Annotated in this window: 17 protein-coding genes and 1 riboswitch; of the genes, 10 read left to right on the forward strand and 7 right to left on the reverse strand. The window is 51.0% G+C overall.

From position 1 onward, the window contains the following. The first annotated feature begins 84 nt into the window (after positions 1-84). Entirely contained in the window at positions 85-2,352 is a 2,268-nt protein-coding gene (locus AK95_RS22715) for an ATP-binding cassette domain-containing protein (protein ID WP_235613204.1), read from the forward strand. A gap of 117 nt (positions 2,353-2,469) precedes the next feature. Here AK95_RS22715 and AK95_RS22720 read toward each other — a convergent pair whose 3' ends face one another. Beyond that, the gene (locus AK95_RS22720; RefSeq protein ID WP_071222188.1) at positions 2,470-4,167 is read right to left on the reverse strand and encodes an alpha-amylase family glycosyl hydrolase; all 1,698 of its coding nucleotides are present in this window, start codon (positions 4,165-4,167) and stop codon (positions 2,470-2,472) included. A gap of 606 nt (positions 4,168-4,773) precedes the next feature. Here AK95_RS22720 and AK95_RS22725 point away from each other — a divergent pair. From AK95_RS22725 to AK95_RS22735, 3 genes are all read left to right on the forward strand, one after another. After that, the gene (locus tag AK95_RS22725; protein WP_071222189.1) at positions 4,774-5,808 is read left to right on the forward strand and encodes a LacI family DNA-binding transcriptional regulator; all 1,035 of its coding nucleotides are present in this window, start codon (positions 4,774-4,776) and stop codon (positions 5,806-5,808) included. A gap of 120 nt (positions 5,809-5,928) precedes the next feature. After that, positions 5,929-6,579: a beta-phosphoglucomutase gene (gene pgmB / locus AK95_RS22730; RefSeq protein WP_071222190.1), complete on the forward strand. Its 651-nt coding sequence runs from the start codon at positions 5,929-5,931 to the stop codon at positions 6,577-6,579. An 89-nt stretch (positions 6,580-6,668) separates the two neighbouring features. Then, complete coding sequence (locus AK95_RS22735) at positions 6,669-8,972, forward strand: glycoside hydrolase family 65 protein (RefSeq protein ID WP_071222191.1); 2,304 nt, start codon at positions 6,669-6,671, stop codon at positions 8,970-8,972. Positions 8,973-9,205: 233 nt separating this feature from the next. On the opposite strand, the gene AK95_RS22740 is transcribed toward AK95_RS22735, so the two are convergent. The 3 genes from AK95_RS22740 to AK95_RS34965 all read right to left on the reverse strand — a co-directional run bounded on the left by AK95_RS22740 (position 9,206) and on the right by AK95_RS34965 (position 11,995). Then, positions 9,206-10,252, reverse strand: a complete 1,047-nt coding sequence (locus AK95_RS22740; RefSeq protein ID WP_071222192.1) for an EAL domain-containing protein — start codon at positions 10,250-10,252, stop codon at positions 9,206-9,208. A 208-nt stretch (positions 10,253-10,460) separates the two neighbouring features. Then, complete coding sequence (locus AK95_RS22745; protein WP_235613205.1) at positions 10,461-11,510, reverse strand: GGDEF domain-containing protein; 1,050 nt, start codon at positions 11,508-11,510, stop codon at positions 10,461-10,463. Beyond that, positions 11,417-11,995, reverse strand: coding sequence for a hypothetical protein (locus AK95_RS34965; RefSeq protein ID WP_235613206.1), 579 nt, complete (start codon positions 11,993-11,995; stop codon positions 11,417-11,419). Before AK95_RS34965 ends, AK95_RS22745 begins: the two co-directional genes overlap by 94 nt. Before the next feature lie 233 nt (positions 11,996-12,228). On the opposite strand from AK95_RS34965, the gene AK95_RS22750 reads away from it, so the two are divergent. The 6 genes from AK95_RS22750 (at position 12,229) to AK95_RS22775 (ending at position 16,952) form a co-directional block, all read left to right on the forward strand. Further along, positions 12,229-12,612: a VOC family protein gene (locus AK95_RS22750; protein WP_071222193.1), complete on the forward strand. Its 384-nt coding sequence runs from the start codon at positions 12,229-12,231 to the stop codon at positions 12,610-12,612. Between the two features lie 173 nt (positions 12,613-12,785). Next, positions 12,786-12,897: riboswitch (TPP riboswitch) on the forward strand. 114 nt (positions 12,898-13,011) lie between these two features. Further along, on the forward strand, positions 13,012-14,043 hold the full coding sequence (locus AK95_RS22755; RefSeq protein WP_071222194.1) for an ABC transporter substrate-binding protein: 1,032 nt from the start codon (positions 13,012-13,014) through the stop codon (positions 14,041-14,043). Positions 14,044-14,134: 91 nt separating this feature from the next. Further along, the gene (locus tag AK95_RS22760; RefSeq protein ID WP_071222195.1) at positions 14,135-14,428 is read left to right on the forward strand and encodes an MTH1187 family thiamine-binding protein; all 294 of its coding nucleotides are present in this window, start codon (positions 14,135-14,137) and stop codon (positions 14,426-14,428) included. Then, entirely contained in the window at positions 14,425-15,180 is a 756-nt protein-coding gene (locus tag AK95_RS22765; protein ID WP_071222196.1) for an ABC transporter permease, read from the forward strand. Before AK95_RS22760 ends, AK95_RS22765 begins: the two co-directional genes overlap by 4 nt. A 53-nt stretch (positions 15,181-15,233) precedes the next feature. Then, positions 15,234-16,067: an ABC transporter ATP-binding protein gene (locus tag AK95_RS22770; RefSeq protein WP_071222197.1), complete on the forward strand. Its 834-nt coding sequence runs from the start codon at positions 15,234-15,236 to the stop codon at positions 16,065-16,067. Between the two features lie 69 nt (positions 16,068-16,136). Beyond that, positions 16,137-16,952: a TatD family hydrolase gene (locus AK95_RS22775; protein ID WP_071222322.1), complete on the forward strand. Its 816-nt coding sequence runs from the start codon at positions 16,137-16,139 to the stop codon at positions 16,950-16,952. Between the two features lie 32 nt (positions 16,953-16,984). On the opposite strand, the gene AK95_RS22780 is transcribed toward AK95_RS22775, so the two are convergent. From AK95_RS22780 to AK95_RS22790, 3 genes are all read right to left on the reverse strand, one after another. Beyond that, entirely contained in the window at positions 16,985-17,164 is a 180-nt protein-coding gene (locus tag AK95_RS22780; protein WP_071222198.1) for an aspartyl-phosphate phosphatase Spo0E family protein, read from the reverse strand. 185 nt (positions 17,165-17,349) lie between these two features. Then, entirely contained in the window at positions 17,350-18,903 is a 1,554-nt protein-coding gene (locus AK95_RS22785) for an extracellular solute-binding protein (protein ID WP_083397711.1), read from the reverse strand. A 66-nt stretch (positions 18,904-18,969) separates the two neighbouring features. Then, positions 18,970-19,854 carry a carbohydrate ABC transporter permease gene (locus AK95_RS22790; protein WP_071222199.1) on the reverse strand — a complete coding sequence of 295 codons (885 nt, stop codon included), beginning with the start codon at positions 19,852-19,854 and terminating at the stop codon, positions 18,970-18,972. Positions 19,855-19,883 lie beyond the last annotated feature (29 nt).

The raw sequence follows: 19,883 nt of genomic DNA on the forward strand, positions 1-19,883 counted from the left end.
CGTTATAACTAGACAATAATTGTCATGTTTATAAGATATGCTATTGCTGTGTCAAGGTCAAAACGATACAAGAAAGGAGCCCTCATGATGTGCAACCCTATGGAACAGGCCATCAAGGTTAATGGTGCCCGCAACAAAAACCTGCGTAACGTGAGCCTCTCGATCCCCAAAAAACAAATCACGGTGTTCACCGGTGTGTCCGGTTCCGGCAAATCCGCCATGGTCTTCGATACGATTACCGCGGAATCCCAGCGTCAGCTGAATGAGACGTATTCCAGCTTTATCCGCCATCGCCTCCCCCATTACGGACAGCCGGAGGTGGATTCGGTTGAAAACCTGTCGGTGGCCATCGTCGTCAATCAGAAAAGAATCGGCGGCAATGCCCGTTCAACCGTGGGAACCATCACCGATATCCATTCCTTGCTGCGCTTATTATTCTCCCGAATAGGCCGGCCCTTTGTCGGATATTCGGACTTCTTTTCCTTTAACAACCCTCAAGGCATGTGCCCCCATTGCGAGGGACTCGGCAAAGTGAACAGCTTTCGGATCGAGAACTTGATCGACAAGGAGAAATCGCTGAACGAAGGCCCCATCCGGTTCCCGACATTCCGCCCGGGGGAGTTCCGCTGGAAGCGTTATGTCGCCACAGGCCTGTTTGATAATGATAAGAAACTGAAGGATTACACCGAGGAAGAATGGGACACGCTGCTGTACAAAACCGGCTTTAAACCGCCGAACCCAACGGAGGAATGGCCGCCCACCTCGTATTATGAAGGCATTATTCCCCGGTTGGAGCGAACGTTCCTGAGCAAGGATTCACGGGATGCGAGGACGTACAGGGAAGCTATTGATCAAGTGGTGGCTGAGACCGCCTGCCCGTTATGCCATGGCGGGAGACTGAATCAGGAGGTGCTCTCCTGCAAAATCAACGGCACATCCATCGCCGACTGTGCACGGATGCAGGTTAATGAGCTGATCGCTTTTTTGCAGACGATCGAGGATCCAGCGGCAGCAACCATCGTGGATACCTGCATCACTCGGCTGGAGCAGCTGCTTCTGGTCGGGATCGGTTACCTGACGATGGACCGGGAAACCGCAACACTGTCCGGAGGCGAGTCCCAGCGCATCAAAATGGTGCGCCAGCTGGGGAGCAGCTTGACGGATTTAACGTATATTTTTGACGAGCCCAGCATTGGCCTGCATCCGCACGATGTGCATAACATGAACCGCCTGCTGCAACAGCTTCGGGATAAGGGGAACACGGTCATCATCGTGGAGCATGACCCGGACGTCATCCGGATTGCGGATTATATTGTAGATATGGGGCCGCGAGCAGGCACCGCTGGCGGTACGATTGTGTATGAGGGGGACCCGGAAGGGTTGCGGCACGCCAACACCCTGACAGGTAAATATCTCAGTCAACGCGCCCGCTTAAAGTCCGCGGTCCGGGAGCCGGCCGGATGGCTGCGCATCAAAGACGCCTCCCTTCACAATCTGAAGCAGGTATCCGTGAGCATCCCGGCCGGGGTGCTCACAGTGGTAACAGGCGTTGCCGGGTCAGGCAAAAGCACACTCATTAACCAGGTGCTGCCGAACGTTTATCCGGAGGCCATCATTATCAATCAGGACATGATTCAGGCATCCAACCGCTCCAATATCGCGACGTTTACCGGCATTTTTGATGCCATCCGCAAGCTGTTCGCCGATGAGAATCGGGTAAGTCCATCCCTGTTCAGCTTTAATGCCAAGGGGGCTTGTCCGGTGTGTAACGGCTCCGGCACGATTACGATGGATCTGGCTTTTATGGACAGCCTGGTTACGGTTTGCGAAGCCTGCCAGGGCCGCCGCTTTCATGATGACGTTCTGCGCTATCAACTTCGCGGTAGAAACATCAGTGACGTGCTCGCCATGACCACCGACGAAGCGCTGGATTATTTCACGGAGCAAGGTATCGTGGTCGCCCTTCAGCGCATTCAGCATGTTGGACTGGGTTATTTGACGCTCGGCCAGCCCTTAAGCACGCTATCGGGAGGGGAACGGCAGCGGGTGAAGCTGGCGGCAGAGCTCGATAAGCAAGGTGAAATTTATGTGCTCGATGAACCTTCGACTGGCCTTCACCTGTCCGACTGTGAGCGGCTTATGTCCATCATCAACCGACTTGTCGCTCAGAACAGCACGGTCATTGTAATTGAGCATAATCTGGATATCATCAGCCAAGCGGATTGGATTATTGACATGGGACCCGGCGCGGGACATGACGGCGGGAATGTCCTGTTCTCCGGCAAACCGGCCGATCTACTGAATAACCCGCATTCCCTAACAGCCAGATATTTACGGCTGTTTCAAGGCTAGACATCTAGGCCTTCCAGGCTCATGCGAAGGCATCCTAACGGCAAAAAGACCGCGAGCCCCCTCCTTCCAAGGGGACTCGCGGTCTTTTTGTGTTCCACTCAATAGAGAAGCAGCTGCCTACTCCAATATGACGGTTGTATAAGGAGGCAGTGTTAAGCCTTTGCCGTCTAATGTCGCTCTATCATCCGTTGTTTTCGACAAGGATTGGAATGGCGATTCCCCGCTCTTTGCTGCCAAATCGACCGTCTGCTCTTCGCTTGACAGGTTATGGACAACAAGGGCTTTGTTGTCTTGGGAACGGCGGATATAAGCCATCACCTGCCCATTGCCGGAAGCAAAGGATTCAATCGTTCCGCTGTTCAGCGCAGGCACATCATTCCGCCAGCGGATCAGCGTGCGGTAACGGGACAGCAGAGAATCCGGATCTCCCGCCTGCTGTTCCACACCCTGCACCTGATCGCCGCGGTTATGCTTAAGCGGCTCCCAGGTTGTCTGCCCCTTATCGCTGCCCGTATTGGACCAGATCATCGGTTCGCGGATTTGTTCGTCCGGCTTCGCTCCCTTCATCCCGATCTCTTCTCCATAATAAATAAACGGATTGCCCGGCATGGTCAGCAGAATGCCGGCGGCCATCTTGGCGTGGTTCTCATCGTCCTTCAGCTGCGACATAACACGGTTCATGTCATGATTCGTCAAGAATGCGGCATCCGTAAATTTGCCGCCCGATACTTGGCTGAACAAACCATACATCCGCTCCAGGGTGAAGGCCAGATTGTTATCCTTTTCATTCATCGCGGCACCGATAATGCTCTCGCCCAGGCTAAAGTTGAACCCGGAATCAAACGCGTTATCCAGATACGGTGCAATGACCGCAGCGGAATTATCCCAAATCTCCCCGACAATATAAGCGTCCGGATTCACCTCATTCATGCTGGCGCGGAATTCCTGCCACCATGCTGTATTCTTAGCCGTTGTCGCTTCGCCTTTATCGGACATCAGATCCTCATAAATATGTTTGGCTGCATCGATCCGGAATCCGTCGACACCGAGCTCCAGCCAGAACTTCCCGATATCCTTCATCTCCTCGCGGACCTTGGGATGATCGAAGTTCAGGTCCGGCATCCCGCCCCAGAACGTGCCCATGTAATGGGTCCCGTTGATCTCATGCCATGGCGAGTCGCTGCCTGCGGCGCTGGCTCCTGAAGGAGTCCTCCCTTGATCCTCGGCCCATATGTACCAATCGCGGGTTTCCGAAGCCTTGTCTTTCGCAGCCTGCTGGAACCAGGCATGCTCCGTGCTTGTGTGATTGACTACCAAATCCATAATAATCTTGATTCCGCGCTTATCCGCTTCGGCAAGCAGTTTCTTAAAGTCATCAAGGGTTCCGTAGTCCGGGTGGATGGAACGATAGTCGGTCACATCATAGCCGTGATAGCTCGGCGAAGGATTAATCGGCATCAGCCAAATCCCCGTCAAGCCAAGATCCTCTGAAGTTTCCGGATTTCCGTCATTCAGATAATCCAGCTTCTCAATGACGCCTTGTAAGTCACCGATCCCATCCCCATCGGAATCATAGAATGAGCGTACAAAGATCTCATAATAGACGTCGGAGGGCTGCTCATCCACCTCCGCTGTCTCCATTGCTTCGGGCGCTTTCGGATCCGGCTGTTTTGTTTCCGGGGCTGCCGGCGGCTTAGCCTCCTCTTGCGATGGAGCCGCTGTGCCGCTGCAGCCTGCCAGCAGACTTCCGGTAAGCGCAAAGACAGCGAGCCATATAGGCAGAGCCCTGCGTTTTCCCCATGTAGAACGTATCACGTTGTTTACCTCCTGTTCGTTGCAGCAGCTGAAATTCATCCAGTTGCTGCACTTATCTATTCAAATGGATCTCTACAGCTATCTCAGAATAGCGCAAACGTTTGTATTCGATTTCATGATTGCTTTCCAGTAAAACGGTTACATTTCGTGGTCCAACTTAAAATTCATCTTCTTTCGTAGATGACGACTCGTTTTTATCCATCCATATCATAACTCACTTCTTGGTTTTGTTAAATCGTTTGCACAATGCCGTTTTAAGTTGTTTTCCGGGCTTTTCCGACTATAATACCGCACTTTCTTCCGTTTTCTAACCCTTGCTTCTTTTTTGATGTATTTGTGAAATATTTGCGCTGGACTGACTTGGATACGTATTTACAAGCCTATCGATTAACGTTAATATAGCAGTGTGAAACCGTTTAACAAACCGGATCAATATGGCTTTAAATCAATAGGTATCATGTATACTCAGGGCCTGACAGACCCACAATTAAATAAAGAAGAACGGTCCGCGATTAGCGGAAGTTACTCTTCTGAAATTAGAGAGAACTCCAGTAGTCGCTTTCTTATTTTCAAAAAAACGCAAACGGTTCCACTGGAGGTCCTATTATGTCTGTAACGATTAAAGATGTCGCAAAACGAGCGGGCGTATCCCCCTCCACCGTCTCAAGGGTCCTTTCCAATCATCCTAGGATCAGCCGCGAAACCTCGCGGAAGGTAAAAGAGATCATGGAGGAAATGGGCTACCATCCCAATATTATGGCCAAGAGCCTGGTTTCCAAAACGACGGAAAGCATATGCGTGATTCTGCCGAAACCTGCGGAAGAATTGTTCCTCAACTTATTCTTCATGGAACTGATCCGCGGGATCGTCACCCAAGCGAACCGCTCCGGATACGACGTCGTGCTCAGTTCGGGCGGCAACGAGAAGGAAGAAGTCGAGGCCGTATCCCGGCTGCTTAACGGTCGCCGCGTCGACGGCGCCATTTTGCTGTACTCCAGGCAGGACGATCAGGTGGTCGATTTTCTCAAGTCCAACAACTATCCGTTCGTACTTGTCGGCCGGAGCGAGAAATACCCGGATCTGTTATCCGTCGATACCGATAATGTGCAGGCTGCCTATGATGCAACCAAGCATCTGATCTCCCTTGGACATCAACGGATCGGCTTTGTCAGCGGCCCGCCTAACCTGATCGTCTCTCAGGACAGGATGAAAGGCTATGGCAAAGCGCTTGCCGATGCCGGTCTGGAGATGAGAAAAGAATGGATTGTCGAAGGCGAGTTCCTTCAGGAGAGCGGCTATCGCGCCATGTCCTTTTTCATGAACTTGCCTGAACGTCCGACGGCGCTTGTTATTGTTGACGATATTGTATCCTTCGGCGTGCTGAGAGGACTGCACGAGCTGGGGTATAAGGTTCCCGAAGATGTGTCCATTATCAGTTTCAATAACATCTCATTGACCGAACTATCGACCCCGCCGCTGAGCAGTGTGGACATCGGGATTTACAACCTGGGTTACACCGCTTCGCAAGCGCTGATCCAGACCATTCGTAACGATGACAACACGATACTGCCGCACCGCTATATCATTCCGCACCGGTTGATGATCCGCGAATCCTCGATGTTTTCGCTGCCGAAATCATAAGGTTTGGATAAGCATGGCGGAATACACGAAGTATTATCAAAATAAAGAAGCATCGTGGTGCTTCCTTTATTTTTGCAGCTTGGTTCAAACGTTTGCACTAATTCATTAAGGAGGATGATCATGTCAAACCTAACCGCTTGTTTATTTGATCTTGACGGCGTGCTGGTGGATACCGCCAAGTATCACTACATTGCCTGGAAGCGTCTTGCCGGAGAGCTTGGCTTTGAATTTACGGAGCAGGACAATGAACGCCTGAAGGGTGTAAGCCGCATGGCTTCCCTCGATATTCTGCTTGAGGTTGGCGGAATTACGCTCGATGAAGACGCGAAGCAGGCGCTAGCCGAGAAGAAGAATGCTTGGTATGTCGAGTATATTTCCAACATGGACGAATCCGAGATTTTGCCTGGAGCCCGCGAATTTATCCAAGCGCTGAAGGACCGCGGCATCAAGGTTGCGCTGGGCTCCGCCAGCAAGAACGCGATGCTGATCCTGAACAATACCGGCCTGACTCCTTATTTCGACGCTATCATCGATGGAACGAAGACTGCCCAAGCGAAGCCGGATCCCGAGGTATTTACGATGGGAGCCCGCGAGCTTGGCGCCCGGCCTGACGACTGCGTCGTATTCGAGGATGCCGAGGCCGGCATCGAAGCCGCCATACGCGCGGGAATGCGGAGCGTCGGCATCGGGTCGCCTGAAACCTTGGGGCGCGCCAACATCGTTCTTCCCTCCCTGGAAGGATTCACGGTGGATCGTCTGCTGGAGTTGTAAGCGAATGCGACACATGCTTACGGCATCCGGTAGTTTCATCCCATATAGAACTGCAACCATTTTTCCTAAAAACAAAGGAGCCGATGATTGTGAAACAATATTTAAAGCTTGATGAATGGTCAATTATTGAGGAGGGCTTTGATCCTCACACGCATGAGATCTCGGAGAGTATCTTCAGTATCGGTAACGGATTTATGGGCCAGCGAGCCAACTTCGAGGAATCCTACAGCGGTTCCTCCCTGCAAGGCAGTTATATGGCCGGCGTGTATTATCCGGATAAAACCCGTGTAGGCTGGTGGAAGAACGGTTATCCCGAATATTTTGCCAAAGTGCTGAACAGCACCAACTGGATTGGCATCGGCATTGAAATCGACGGGACGCCGCTTGATCTGGCCAAATGCACGGTGAAGGATTTTGTGCGCGAGCTGAATATGAAAGAAGGCTTCCTCTCCCGCAGCTTTATGGCCGTCATGGAAAACGGCAAGGAGCTCAAGGTTGAAGCTGTCCGTTTTGTCAGCATTGTTCGCCACGAGATCGGCGCCATTCGATATGCCGTAACTCCGCTTAATTTTGCTGGAGAGCTTACGGTCACGCCTTATCTCGATGGCGATGTGAAGAACAAAGACTCCAACTATGACGAGAAATTCTGGCTGGAGGTATTCAAGGAAGCGGCGCAAGGCTCGGCTGCATTGACCGTAAAGACCAAGAAACTCGATTTCCATGTGACCTCCGTCATGTCATATAGCATCCTTAAGAACGGCGCGAAGCTGGATCTTCAGGCCGAACTGGTGGAAAAAGAGAAGTATGCGGCCAACCGCGTAAATGTATCCGCGTCCGAAGGCGAAGCCATCACCATCTATAAATATGTAGCCAACGTCACATCCCGCAATCATGGATTCGGCGAATTGGTGGATGCTGCACGTGCTGTGCTGGAGCCGGCGGTCGAAACCGGATTTGAGATGCTGTTGAAGGAGCAGGCGGATGCGTGGGGCGACAAATGGAAGGAAAGCGATATTGTCATTGAAGGCGATGTGGCGGCCCAGCAAGCGATCCGCTTCAACATCTTCCAGCTGAACCAAACCTACAGCGGCGAAGACGACCGTCTGAACATCGGGCCGAAGGGCTTCACCGGGGAAAAATACGGCGGCAGCACCTACTGGGATACCGAGGCTTATTGCCTGCCGTTCTACCTGAGCACCGCGGACGCCAGCATTTCGCGCAACCTGCTGATCTATCGTTATAAACACCTGGAAAAAGCGAAGGAAAACGCCAAGAAGCTCGGCTTTACCAAAGGCGCCCTCTATCCTATGGTGACGATGAACGGCGAGGAGTGCCATAACGAGTGGGAAATTACGTTTGAAGAAATCCACCGTAACGGCGCGATTGCCTATGCCATCTATAACTATGTAAACTATACCGGGGACTTCTCTTACCTCGGCCAATACGGCCTGGAAGTGCTCGTCGAAATTTCCCGCTTCTGGGAAGAGCGCGTGAATTACGTGCCGGCGAAGGATCAGTATATGATGCTGGGCGTCACCGGTCCGAACGAGTACGAAAACAACGTCAACAACAACTGGTATACTAACCGCATTGCCAGCTGGACGATGGAATACACGCTTGACGTGCTTGAATATTTGAAAGAGAACGAGAATTCCCGCTATGCCGAGCTTACGGCGAAGCTGGGGCTGCAGGATGTCGAAACGACCAAATGGCAGGATATCATCAGCAAAATGTACTACCCGGTCGATGAGGAGCTCGGCGTATTCCTGCAGCAGGACGGATTCCTCAACAAGGAGCTTGTCCCTGTGAAAGAATTGGATCCAGCCCACCTGCCCCTGAATCAGAACTGGTCCTGGGACCGCATTCTGCGCTCGGTGTACATTAAGCAGGCTGACGTGCTGCAAGGATTGTTCTTCCTTGGCGACCAGTACGACTTGGCTACGAAAAAACGCAACTTCGACTTCTATGAACCGTTCACGGTGCATGAGTCCTCCCTCTCGCCTTGCGTACACTCCATTCTCGCGTGCGAGCTTGGGTACCAGGAGAAGGCGTACGAGATGTACCTCCGTACAGCTCGCCTGGATCTGGACAACTACAACAACGATACCGAGGACGGCTGTCATACAACCAGTATGGCGGGAACCTGGATGTCCGTTGTGCATGGCTTCGGCGGCTTGCGCGTGAAGGACGGCGTATTGCATTTGAATCCATTCATTCCAGGTCACTGGTCTTCCTTCTCCTTCAAGGTGATGTTCCGCGGTTCCCGCCTGAAGGTCAACGTCAAAGGCAAGGAAACCATCATCGTCAACGAAACGGATACGCCGGCTGTCCTGAACGTGAATGGCAAGGAGTACAGCATCGACGGATTTGGACAGGTCCAAGCCGCAAGATAACAGGCATACATCTACAAAAACTACCGAGTTATATAAAAAACAAGAGCCCTGGAGAACATTCCAGGGCTCTTGTTTTTACAGAAAACGGGCTCCTTCAGGCAGCATTGCTCCTTCTTAAAGGGCCCGTTTTCATCCACGCCAAGCATCTATATCGTCTGAACTCAGCCAAAGGCTGTGACAATCAGATGCAAAGCTCCGCATCCCGATGGCGGGGGAAATACCGATTATGTATGCTATGAATAAATGAGTTGAGAATGAGGATCACGCGGAGGCCGTTCAGATGGCTTCCCAAACAAATACCCCTGCGAGAGCTCAATCCCGATATCTCGGCAAAAATGAAACTCCTCCCGTCTCTCAATGCCTTCAGCCAGCACCATGGCCCCAAAATCATGAGCCTTGTTCGTGATCATTTTGAGCTGCTCCTGCTGCCCGGGATTACGATCGCAATGATCGATCAGACTCCGGTCGATCTTTACATAATCCGGCTTAAGCTTAATCATCTGCTCCAATGTGGAATAACCTGCACCAACGTCATCCATGGCTACCGAGATTCCATGACTCCGATACACCTCGAAAATCGATTGCAAATGCTCAACATCATCAATCTTCTCGGTTTCCACAACCTCAAATACGAAATCCCTCGGATCCAGATGGAGCCTGTCTATGGTATGGAAGGTGTGGCTAAGACACATCTGCGCATCATATATGGAGGATGGCAGGAAGTTCACGAATCGCTTCACGCCGATGGGTAGCCACTCGGCACTAGTCTCAATGGCACTGGTTCGTGCCGCCCGGTCCAGGAATGCATGCAATCCGGTTTTACGGGCTGTCTCAAACAGCTCATACGGCTGGAACCTGGCTCCCCCATCTACCGGACGAAGGAGAAATTCGTAGGCAACGATCTGCTCGGATGAATCCACGATGGGCTGCATATAGCTCGTAAACTGCTTATGTAAAATGATACTTACCATATCGTAATGCTCCATCTGCAGTTCGAACTTCTGCATAGGGGTCCACGAATGCCGGATTTGCGGAGCTTCTCCGCCGGTAACACAGAAGGACAGCTCTTGACGAATCTTCAGCGGAAGGGGCTGCAGACACTTCATCATGGAGATCAGGTCCGCGCGTACCTTGTAGTTTACAGCACAACCCTCATTGTTCTCTTGTACCGCGTAGCCGTTCACTGCCAGCAACTGAATAAGCTCTCCACTTGCAGGCTTCATATGAATGGTCCCCTGGTCCTCAATCGGTTCAAAGGTGCTGCAATTGTCGCAAATCATGTTCGTCCTCCTTGGCAAGCTAGCTCTCACTATGCTTCTTATCGGCATTTTGAATATGATTTCTTTGCATTTTATGGATTTTATATCGAATTTATGACCTATTTTAAGAGAAATGCGCAAGATTCGTACAATGATTACGCCAAATTCTACAAAAATCGACTTATATTGCTTTTAACAACGTATTGTCAATACGATGGTCATACTTGATCTACTCAACCTTTTGATCCAAAAGCTGCAGCAGCATCGTCCGCTCCACATCAAAATGCCAAGGGGCGTTCCGTTCCTTCGCCGCATACATCGCGGCATCGGCGCGGCCAATCAGCTCCTGATCATTTCTGGCATGATCCGGATAAACCGCAATGCCGATACTCGGTGTGGTTCGGACTTCATGCCCTTCCAATTCGTACGGCTCGCTAAGCATCGTCCAGATCTCCTCCGCCATCCAGATCAGCTCCTGATCCTCACCAGCCGGATGGATCATGACGGTGAATTCGTCTCCTCCTAAACGGGAAACCAAAACTCCCTTAGACTCAAGGGATTGAAGCCGGTCTGCAACCTTTCGTATCAACAAATCGCCGGCACGGTGGCCGTATCGGTCATTGACTCGTTTGAAACGATTCATATCCATATACAGCAAGCCTACACGGGAACCTGCGCGGTCCGCCTCCTTCAGCGAGCTCGCCAGCCTTGCATTAAAATAACGGCGATTATACAGCCCCGTCAGATCATCACGATGTGCCAGGGCTTCACTCTGCATCAGACTCTCATGCAGTCGGTCAAACAAGCGATCGTTCTCGAACTGGATTAAAATCTGCCTGAACAGAATCAGGATCACGCACAGGGATAGGCCGGTAAACAGTCCAGTCCACCCTCCAAACCACTGCGCCATAAGGGCAAACATCCCGCCAAGCACGCTGTAGGGAAGCAGGTACCTTACGATCAGGCTTCCGACTGAACGCGGCTCCCGCTCGCCAACGGATGGTTTACGGGAATTAGGAGCGGACTGCCCACCTGCGAAACTAATGATTAATACCGATATCGTATAGAGTGGATACAGATAGGAACGAACCTCGATACCCATCAGATCAACGAGATAGATGTACAGGACATCTCCGGCAATATAAGCGCTTCCGCCAAGACATAACAGAATGGCCGCCCTTTTCCCTAACAGTCCGGTATTAAAATACAACACCAGCGTAAAAAAATAAGTACTATTGCGCACAGGGGATACAGCATGTCCACCCAAAGGTTTCCCCATACTGCCTCATGGGCCAGCCCCTGAAGCTCAGGCTTGATGAAATATTCCCACCCTACTGTCATGACGGCTATGCCAACAATCACAATATCCAGCATAAACCGGAGTCCCCGAAACGATCCTTGAACATGCCGGAATAAATAAATGAGAGAACTTGCGAACAAAATGAGTTCAAGTCCCCAGAATAAGTGGGCTAGGATCGGAGAGAAAGCGCTCTCTTTTCCAAACCAAACATAACAAGCGTGAATGATTCGTGCCGCTGCATCCCCCATTAATCCGAGACTCACAATAAGCCAAAATCTGCGAAGATGAACCTCATAACGCCGACTAATCCGCATTAAATAAACGGAGGCGGCTGCAGGAGGAATAATGACTAGAACACGCTGAAGCGATAAAGCCTCAGGCATCCACAGAGCAATCATGATCTGAATGAATGCATATATCATGTCGAGTCGAATCCACAGATGATCTGCTGGAGTTGGACTCATAAGCATTCCTCCTCGGCCAAAAGGTAAGCTGGATCACTTTCATATGTTAGGTCTTTTGAATTAATCTTTCTATTTCTCATGATACTTTTTACCCACTCAAAAGTAAAGATGAGGAAATGAAAGAAAAATCATCTTTATCAGCCCCTGCATGAACACAACTCCCACTTGACGTATAGGGATTATGTGATAACATTTCAGTCATATCTCATATAGATCGGAAAGGGTGTTGAACCATGTCACAGAAACGCTTAGATCATGTCGGTATTGTTGTCCGGGACCTTGAAGCTACAATCGCCTTCTATACATCCGTAGTCGGACTAGAACTAAAGAATCGTCTGACCCATACGAATGGCGTCATCCAGCTGGCGTTCCTCGGGTTTAACGGCAGCAACGAGACGGAAGTCGAGCTTATTCAGGGATACAGCGACACGCTGCCAGCGGAGGGCACCGTTCATCATTTTGCAGTCAGCACGGACAACATTGAAGAGGAATATGCCCGGGTTCAAGGACTTGACGTTCCTCACTTGGACGAGGAAATCGTGACGCTCCCGAATGGTTTCCGTTATTTCTTCGTACATGGTCCCGAAGGGGAATGGATTGAGTTCTTCCAGCGCTAACCTCTACGTAGAAGCCTTATTCAAATACTTTATCTCGTGAAAGGTTCATAGGATCAATTAATGTTTCCCATTGCATAAGTGTTCTAAGCAAAGACCTGCCCCGTTCGTACCTCTTCGAACTAGACAGGTCCGGTGTGTTAGGACTATAATAGCGGATGTAATGATCGAAACTTCATAAATACCGGGGGAGCTGGGATATGGCCGGCTGAGAGTGTATCCGATATGATACTGACCCTTACACCTGATCTGGGTAATGCCAGCGTAGGAAGCCCATGTTTGCGGCAGCTGTTTATTTGCCGTGGTATACACTTACGCCGTCATGCGTCCTGATATCATCAGGGCGTTTTTTTTGTGGAGTTGCGAGGTAATAGAAAGAGAACTTAAAGGAGAGAAGAAACGATGAAGAAGGGAAGATGGATTCCGCTGCTTCTCGCTTGCGTCCTGCTTATGGTCGCGTCCGGATGCGGTACAAGCGAACAGAACAAGAAGACAGGTGCCGAAGGCGAAGGCAGTCAGACTTCCGGGAAACTCCGTGACGTGCAGCTGATGCTCGATTGGTCCGCCAATACGAATCACACCGGCCTGTATGCAGCGAAGGAGCTTGGGTATTATGAGGAAGAAGGGCTTAATGTCCAGATCGTCCAGCCGGGAGCAGGCGGTACGGATACGCTGGTCGCATCCGGAAAAGTGCCTTTTGGCATCAGTTATCAGGAAGGCGTAACGCTGGCCAGAACCCAAGGATTGCCGCTCGTTTCCATTGCAGCGATCATTCAGCATAATACGTCCGGCTTTGCCGCCCCCAAGGACAAAGGCATCGTGAAGGCAGGCGATTTTGAAGGAAAATCCTATGGCGGCTGGGGCTCACCTGTGGAGGAAGCCGTCATGAAATCCATCATGGAGATCGATGGCGCCGATGTCAGCAAGGTGAATATGGTCAATATGGGCGATGCCGATTATTTTACGGCCGTCAAACGCGACATTGATTTTGCCTGGATCTTCTATGCTTGGACGGGGATTGAAGCCGAGCTTCGCAATGAACCGCTTGACATGATTTATGTGAAGGACTACTCCGAGCAGCTTGATTATTACACACCGGTAATCGTGACGAACGAGAAGCTGATCCAGGAGGACCCTGAGCTTATCAAAGCGTTCATGCGGGCGACTTCAAAAGGATACGACTATGCGATTCAACATCCTGAAGATGCGGCAGCTCTGCTTACGAAGGCGGTTCCTGACTTGGATGCCGAACTGGTTCTCGCCAGCCAGAAATGGCTGAGCCCCCGTTATCAGGATGATGCATCCCGCTGGGGCGAACAGAAAGCCGAAGTATGGTCGGGATATGCAGACTGGATGTTTGAGCGTAAGCTGCTGGAGAAGGAACTTGATGCGGACCGCGCATTCACCAATGATTTTTTACCGGAGCAGTCATAAGGTTATTTCTATTTAAAAAGAAGAGAGTCGGCCTTGCAGCAGGCTGCCTCTCTTCCATTACATTATAGCTTGCACGAAAGGATGAGTTTACATGGCGAATACACTTTTGAGCATTCAAGTGATACCGAGAACGCCAAACGGGGCCGACAGCATCCCTTATGTAGATGAAGCGATTAAGGTCATTCAGGAATCAGGCGTGAAATACGAGGTTCATGCACTCGAAACGACCATGGAAGGTGAGCTCGCCGAGCTGCTCAAGATCGTTGAGCGCATGCATGAAGCGCTGGTGAATGCGGGAAGTCCCAGCATCATATCCCAAGTCAAAATCGCCCATCACCCCAGCGGCATCAGCATGGATAAGCTGACTGAGAAATACCGTCCATGAGAAGCTGGTGGAGTTCGGTTTGGCCGCCCGTGGTGGCGGTCCTCTTCTTTTTGGTGGCATGGCAGGCCGCAGTATCCATATTCGACATTGAACCTTTTATTCTGCCTGCGCCGACGGCCATCGGGCATGAGGCCGTTACCGGAGCTTCCGGTCTCTTCCAGCATACAGCGGCTACCCTGCAATTAACCCTGGTCGGATTTATGATCGGTACGGCGATCGGTCTAGTCATCTCGCTGGCACTGCACATGGTGCCTTTTCTCAAAACCGCTCTTTATCCGCTTCTTATTCTTAGCCAGAATGTGCCGACAATCGCCCTAGCCCCGCTTCTCATGATTTGGTTCGGCTTCGGCATGCTGCCCAAGGTTATCGTGATTACGCTGGTCTGCTTCTTCCCCGTCGCTGTTGCGGCCCTGGACGGACTGGCCCGTACTGACCGAACCATGATGAATTACATGCAGATGGCGGGGGCTACCTCATGGCAAATTTTCAGCAAGCTGGAGCTGCCACATGCCCTTCCCTCCATCTTCTCCGGGATTCGAATTGCGGCTACCTATTCGGTCATGGGTGCGGTTATCGGGGAATGGATCGGCTCGGACCGGGGAATCGGCTACTACATGATGCTGCAAAAATCCGGCTATCGCACGGATCGGGTGTTTGTTGCCATCCTGGTCATCGTCCTGCTCAGCCTGCTGATGGTGCTGCTGATCACTCTGCTGGAGAAGCGGCTCATCCGCTGGAATCGAAAAGGTTGAGTCCCAGTGAATAGACGTTTCGAATCTTATATGATAGGAGGCCATTTGTCGATATGACACATCAAGTACCCCTGACGGTCCAGGACGGGGCTGACCCGTCGGCTACGTCGGTCTCAACCGCACCTGCCCTCGAGGTTCGCAGCCTTCGAAAAACCTTCCGCGACCGGCGCAGCGAAGTGCATGTGCTGGATGGCCTTTCGCTTCAAGTACAGCCCGGGGAATTCGTCTCCTTGATCGGTCCTTCAGGCAGCGGAAAGAGCACCCTCTTCCATATCATTGGGGGGTTAACAGCTCCGGATGCGGGCTCTGTCCTCATGGATGGTCAGGACGTGACCGGGGAAAAAGGCCGCATCGCCTATATGCCTCAACAGCCGGCCCTGTTCCCTTGGCGTACGGTGGAGGACAATGTGCTCCTTCCCGAAGAGCTGCGAGGCACCTCGAAAGCCACTGCCAGGGAACATGCCCGCAGCTGGATGGAACGTGCCGGACTCAGCGGCTTCGAAAAGGCATATCCGCACACCCTCTCTGGAGGAATGCAGCAGCGGGCAGCTTTTCTGCGCGCACTGATGAGTCCGCAGGAAGTTATGTGCCTGGACGAACCGTTCAGTGCATTGGATGCGTTAACGCGCAGTGATATGCAGCGCTGGCTGCTCGATATCTGGGAGGATACGCGCCGTTCGGTGCTGATGATTACCCACCATATCGAGGAGGCGCTGCTCCTCTCGGACAGCATCTATATCCTGTCAGCACGGCCCGGAACCATCTTGAAACGGGTAAAAGTCCCTTTCTCTCGACCGCGCCGGGAAAACATCCTGATGGATCCGTCCTTCATCGCATTAAAAACCGAAATTTCCGCCATCATGCGGGAAGAACAGCACAAGCGCTGACCGATGAAGGCCAGCGCAATACATACATCCATGATGTTCGTGGAAGCTTACAAGCGAGGTGATGTAACGATGAAATCATTCATGCAGAGTGAAGCGAATTCCCCCCTGATCGACACTCATATTCATCTGGACAGTTATGCGTTATCCGATCAACAAGCGATTCTCGCGGATATCCGCCATCATGAGGTTCAATCCGTCATCTCTGTCTCCATGCATCTGGCTTCCTGCAAGCGAAACCTGGAGCTGGCCCGGCAGTACGGACCGATGGTGCGGCCGGCTTTCGGTTATCATCCGGAGCAGCCCCTCCCTTCCTCTGACGAAACCGAAGAGCTGCTGGATTGGATGGCAGAGCATGCCGATGAGATGGTTGCCGTAGGAGAGGTGGGTCTCCCCTATTACGCCAGGCTGGAGGCTGAATCGGAAGGCCGACCCTGGGATAACCGCCCTTACGCCTATCTGTTGGAGCAATTTATAGCTTTTGCTAAGAAGCATCATAAACCGGTGATTCTGCACGCTGTATATGAAGATGCGGATATCGCATGTGATTTGCTCGAAAAATACGGCGTCACTCGTGCCCATTTTCATTGGTTTAAGCGCTCCCGTGACACCTTGCAGCGGATGGCAAATAACGGATACTATATTTCCTTTACACCCGACATCCTCTATGAGGAAGAAATTCGTGCTATGGCAAGTAGGTATCCGGATCATCTCGTCATGACCGAAACCGATGGACCTTGGCCGTTCGAAGGTCCATTCACCGGACAGATGACCCATCCTCGGTTGACGGCTTCTGTGGCTTCGGCATGGGCTGAGCTTAAGGGGCTGTCCATACTTGAAGCCCGCAGGATTTTATATGAGAACGCCGCGAGACTTTACCGTCTATAAAAAAGAATCTTCATGCAGTTCAAGTCGGTTGCTTAGGCAATCGGCTTGTTCTCTTTAAGAAGAAATCGGTTATATTGATTAATCAACTCATCAAGCACGATCGATTGTCTGAGGACTTTAGGATGATTAAAATCACGATACCGCTGCTTCATCTTATGAAGCTTATGCCGTTCTTGCTCGATACTAAACTTTATGCCTTCCTTCGTTTCCATGACTTTATATCCTCCCCTCATGTAATATTTTATGCTTTAATGTAAAATTATAGGATGTTCAATATTAGACATCAGAAATATGACATGGAGGGGCTTATTTCTGTTATTCACGCCAAAAAACCACAATGCCAACCGCAGCATTGTGGTTCTTTGGTTCCATTATTTAACGTACTTAATTAACGTACTTATTTAACATACTTCTCCTGATATGCCTTTGACATCTCGTCTGTAATTTCCTTCATCTTCGGATCACTCTTGATTGTTTCGATCAGTTTATCGTACGATTCAACCGGTTCTTTGCCCGTGATGACCATGACCCGCATATCATCCACTTTCTTGGAAAGCTCGGGGTAGTATTTATTGTAGGCTTCCGAATACAGCTCTCCCGAAGGGTTCGGAACCTTGACCGTCTTACGCTCTGTGACGATCTCTACGTTCCGCTCATATACTTCATCCGGCATCCCTACCGCGCTGATAGCCATATCGTCGCTGACGAGGTGAATCATATTGTTCAAGTTGCCGTCACCCGTCTTATCAACGGCAGCCTGCGGCGTAGCAACCTTCTTCCCGTTCTCCACATTGTAATGGACACCTTCGATTCCGTAGGTCAACATTTCATTGCCTTCCTGACTATAACCATAGTCGAAAAACTCGAGGATTTTCTTCACTTTCGCCTCCGGCACTTTCTTCGGAATCAGGTATACTCCATAATAAGGCGATCCTGAAGGCGTATACTTCACCCCGTTTGCATTCTCCAAGTAAGCAAGCGGCATGAGATCCGCCTTGGGATCAACGCCCTTCACGGCTTCGCCGGTCACCCAGGCATGGTTCATGGACATGCCCCCTACCCCTGCCTTGGCGCTTCGCATCGTATCCATTACCTGCGAGAACTTCATGATAGCGAAGTCTTTGGGGAACAAGCCCTCATCATATGCCTTTTTGATCCACAACATGGCCTCCCTAGACTCGTCCGACGTCATAATCGGAGTCAGGGTATTATCGGGTTGAAGCTTCCAGGACCCTTGCGTTTCATTAAATATATTATAAATATAGGCGAGAGCCCCCGGATTTGCGGCATATGGAATCTCATCGGCCTGTCCATTACCATTCGGATCCTTTTCCTTAAACGCCTTTAACACGTTATGGAACTCATCCAGCGTTTTGGGCGTTTCCAGCTGAAGGGCATCCAGCCAGTCCTTGCGGATCATCGGGAACACGCCGCCGCCATAGCTAGGATAATAACGAGGAATGACGATGTTCTTGCCATCCACCTTGGTGATTTCCCACATTTCCTTCAATTCTTCGCGGTTCAAATTCGGATAGTCTTTAAGGAACGGTGTCAGGTCCCAGAAAACCCCCTGCTTCAGCATTTTCTGCAGCTGCGGGTTCTGCAGCGTCTCCACGAAAGTAACCTCTGGAAGATCGCCGGATGCAAGCATGACATTGATCTTCTCTTCGGCCGTGGACGGCGACAGCCACGTAATATTCAGCTTGGTATTGGTGCGTTTCTCGAGCTCTTTCCATAGTGCATTGGTGTTGTCTATGAATTCGGTGGCATAATTCAGGGTCTGTATCGTAATGCTTGTAGGTTCACTGCTGTCTGTTCCGCCTCCGTTGTCGCTCGGTGCACTTCCGTCACGGCTGCCGCATGCGCTAAGCAAGAGCGAGCTTGCCAAGAGCAGCACCCCCGACATTTTCAAAAGCGCCTTGCCCGGCTTGGTTTCCATTCTTTTCATCATTAGACCTCCCTTATAATGATACCTCTCTCCTGACTGATCATGATGTCAGATAAACCGTATATCGATTCATTCCTTGACAGAGCCTACCATTGCTCCTTTGGCGAAGTGCTTCTGCAGGAATGGATACACTAACATGATCGGCACGGTTGCAATAACGACCGCCGCCATCTTCAACGTTTCCGTTGGAACGGGACGATTCACTTGGAAGGCGAATCCGCCGCCGCTCCCGGATCCCATCGTCGTTGGATCCACAAGCATATTTTGCAGCAATACTTGCAGCGGCCACATCTTCTGGTCGTTAATAAACATCAGTGCGTTGAAATACGTATTCCAATAACCGACCGCAAAGAACAATCCGAAAGCGACCAGCGCCGGCAGCGACAATGGCAGAATAATTCTCCAGAATACGCCGATATCATTCGAACCGTCAATCATCGCAGCTTCCTCCAGACTTTCCGGAATGCTGTCGAAGAATCCCTTCATGAGCAGCACATACCATGCGCTGGTCAAGCTGGGCAGGATAAGCGACCAGATGCTGTCAATGAGTCCCACATTACGAACCACCAAATACAGCGGCACCAATCCCGGCGTAAAGAGAAAGGTAATTAGGATCATAATCATGATCGCCTTGCGAAACCGCAGGCGTTTGCGGGACACCGCATAAGCCAAGCCCCCGGTAACAAGCAGACTGAGCAGCGTGCCGACCGTAGCCAGGAACACGCTCACGGAAATCGAGGTGACAAACAATCCGTTGGAGAGTAAATGCTTATAAGCATCCAGCGTCCAAACCCGCGGCCATAATATCAGGCTGCGTTGATAATACTCCACCGGATCGGTAAACGACAAAATAACGGTATAATAAATCGGAAATATCGTTGCCAAACCGATGATCAGCAGCAGTCCGTTATTTACAAGACCGAACAGCCTGGTTTTCCATCCTTTCTCATGCATGCTTTACTCCTCCTTGTCTTCACCCATCC

This window comes from Paenibacillus sp. LC231, from assembly GCF_001860525.1.
In the GTDB taxonomy this organism is placed as follows: Bacteria; Bacillota; Bacilli; order Paenibacillales; family Paenibacillaceae; genus Paenibacillus_AQ.

Bases quoted from the DNA above. Each gene is read 5' to 3' on its own strand.
- AK95_RS22715 (WP_235613204.1), top strand. From the start codon at position 85: ATGATGTGCAACCCTATGGAACAGGCCATCAAGGTTAATGGTGCCCGC.
- AK95_RS22725 (WP_071222189.1), top strand. From the start codon at position 4,774: ATGTCTGTAACGATTAAAGATGTCGCAAAACGAGCGGGCGTATCCCCC.
- pgmB (WP_071222190.1), top strand. From the start codon at position 5,929: ATGTCAAACCTAACCGCTTGTTTATTTGATCTTGACGGCGTGCTGGTG.
- AK95_RS22740 (WP_071222192.1), bottom strand. From the start codon at position 10,252: ATGATTTGCGACAATTGCAGCACCTTTGAACCGATTGAGGACCAGGGG.
- AK95_RS22745 (WP_235613205.1), bottom strand. From the start codon at position 11,510: ATGGGGAAACCTTTGGGTGGACATGCTGTATCCCCTGTGCGCAATAGT.
- AK95_RS34965 (WP_235613206.1), bottom strand. From the start codon at position 11,995: ATGAGTCCAACTCCAGCAGATCATCTGTGGATTCGACTCGACATGATA.
- AK95_RS22750 (WP_071222193.1), top strand. From the start codon at position 12,229: ATGTCACAGAAACGCTTAGATCATGTCGGTATTGTTGTCCGGGACCTT.
- AK95_RS22755 (WP_071222194.1), top strand. From the start codon at position 13,012: ATGAAGAAGGGAAGATGGATTCCGCTGCTTCTCGCTTGCGTCCTGCTT.
- AK95_RS22760 (WP_071222195.1), top strand. From the start codon at position 14,135: ATGGCGAATACACTTTTGAGCATTCAAGTGATACCGAGAACGCCAAAC.
- AK95_RS22765 (WP_071222196.1), top strand. From the start codon at position 14,425: ATGAGAAGCTGGTGGAGTTCGGTTTGGCCGCCCGTGGTGGCGGTCCTC.
- AK95_RS22770 (WP_071222197.1), top strand. From the start codon at position 15,234: ATGACACATCAAGTACCCCTGACGGTCCAGGACGGGGCTGACCCGTCG.
- AK95_RS22775 (WP_071222322.1), top strand. From the start codon at position 16,137: ATGAAATCATTCATGCAGAGTGAAGCGAATTCCCCCCTGATCGACACT.
- AK95_RS22780 (WP_071222198.1), bottom strand. From the start codon at position 17,164: ATGGAAACGAAGGAAGGCATAAAGTTTAGTATCGAGCAAGAACGGCAT.
- AK95_RS22785 (WP_083397711.1), bottom strand. From the start codon at position 18,903: ATGATGAAAAGAATGGAAACCAAGCCGGGCAAGGCGCTTTTGAAAATG.
- AK95_RS22790 (WP_071222199.1), bottom strand. From the start codon at position 19,854: ATGCATGAGAAAGGATGGAAAACCAGGCTGTTCGGTCTTGTAAATAAC.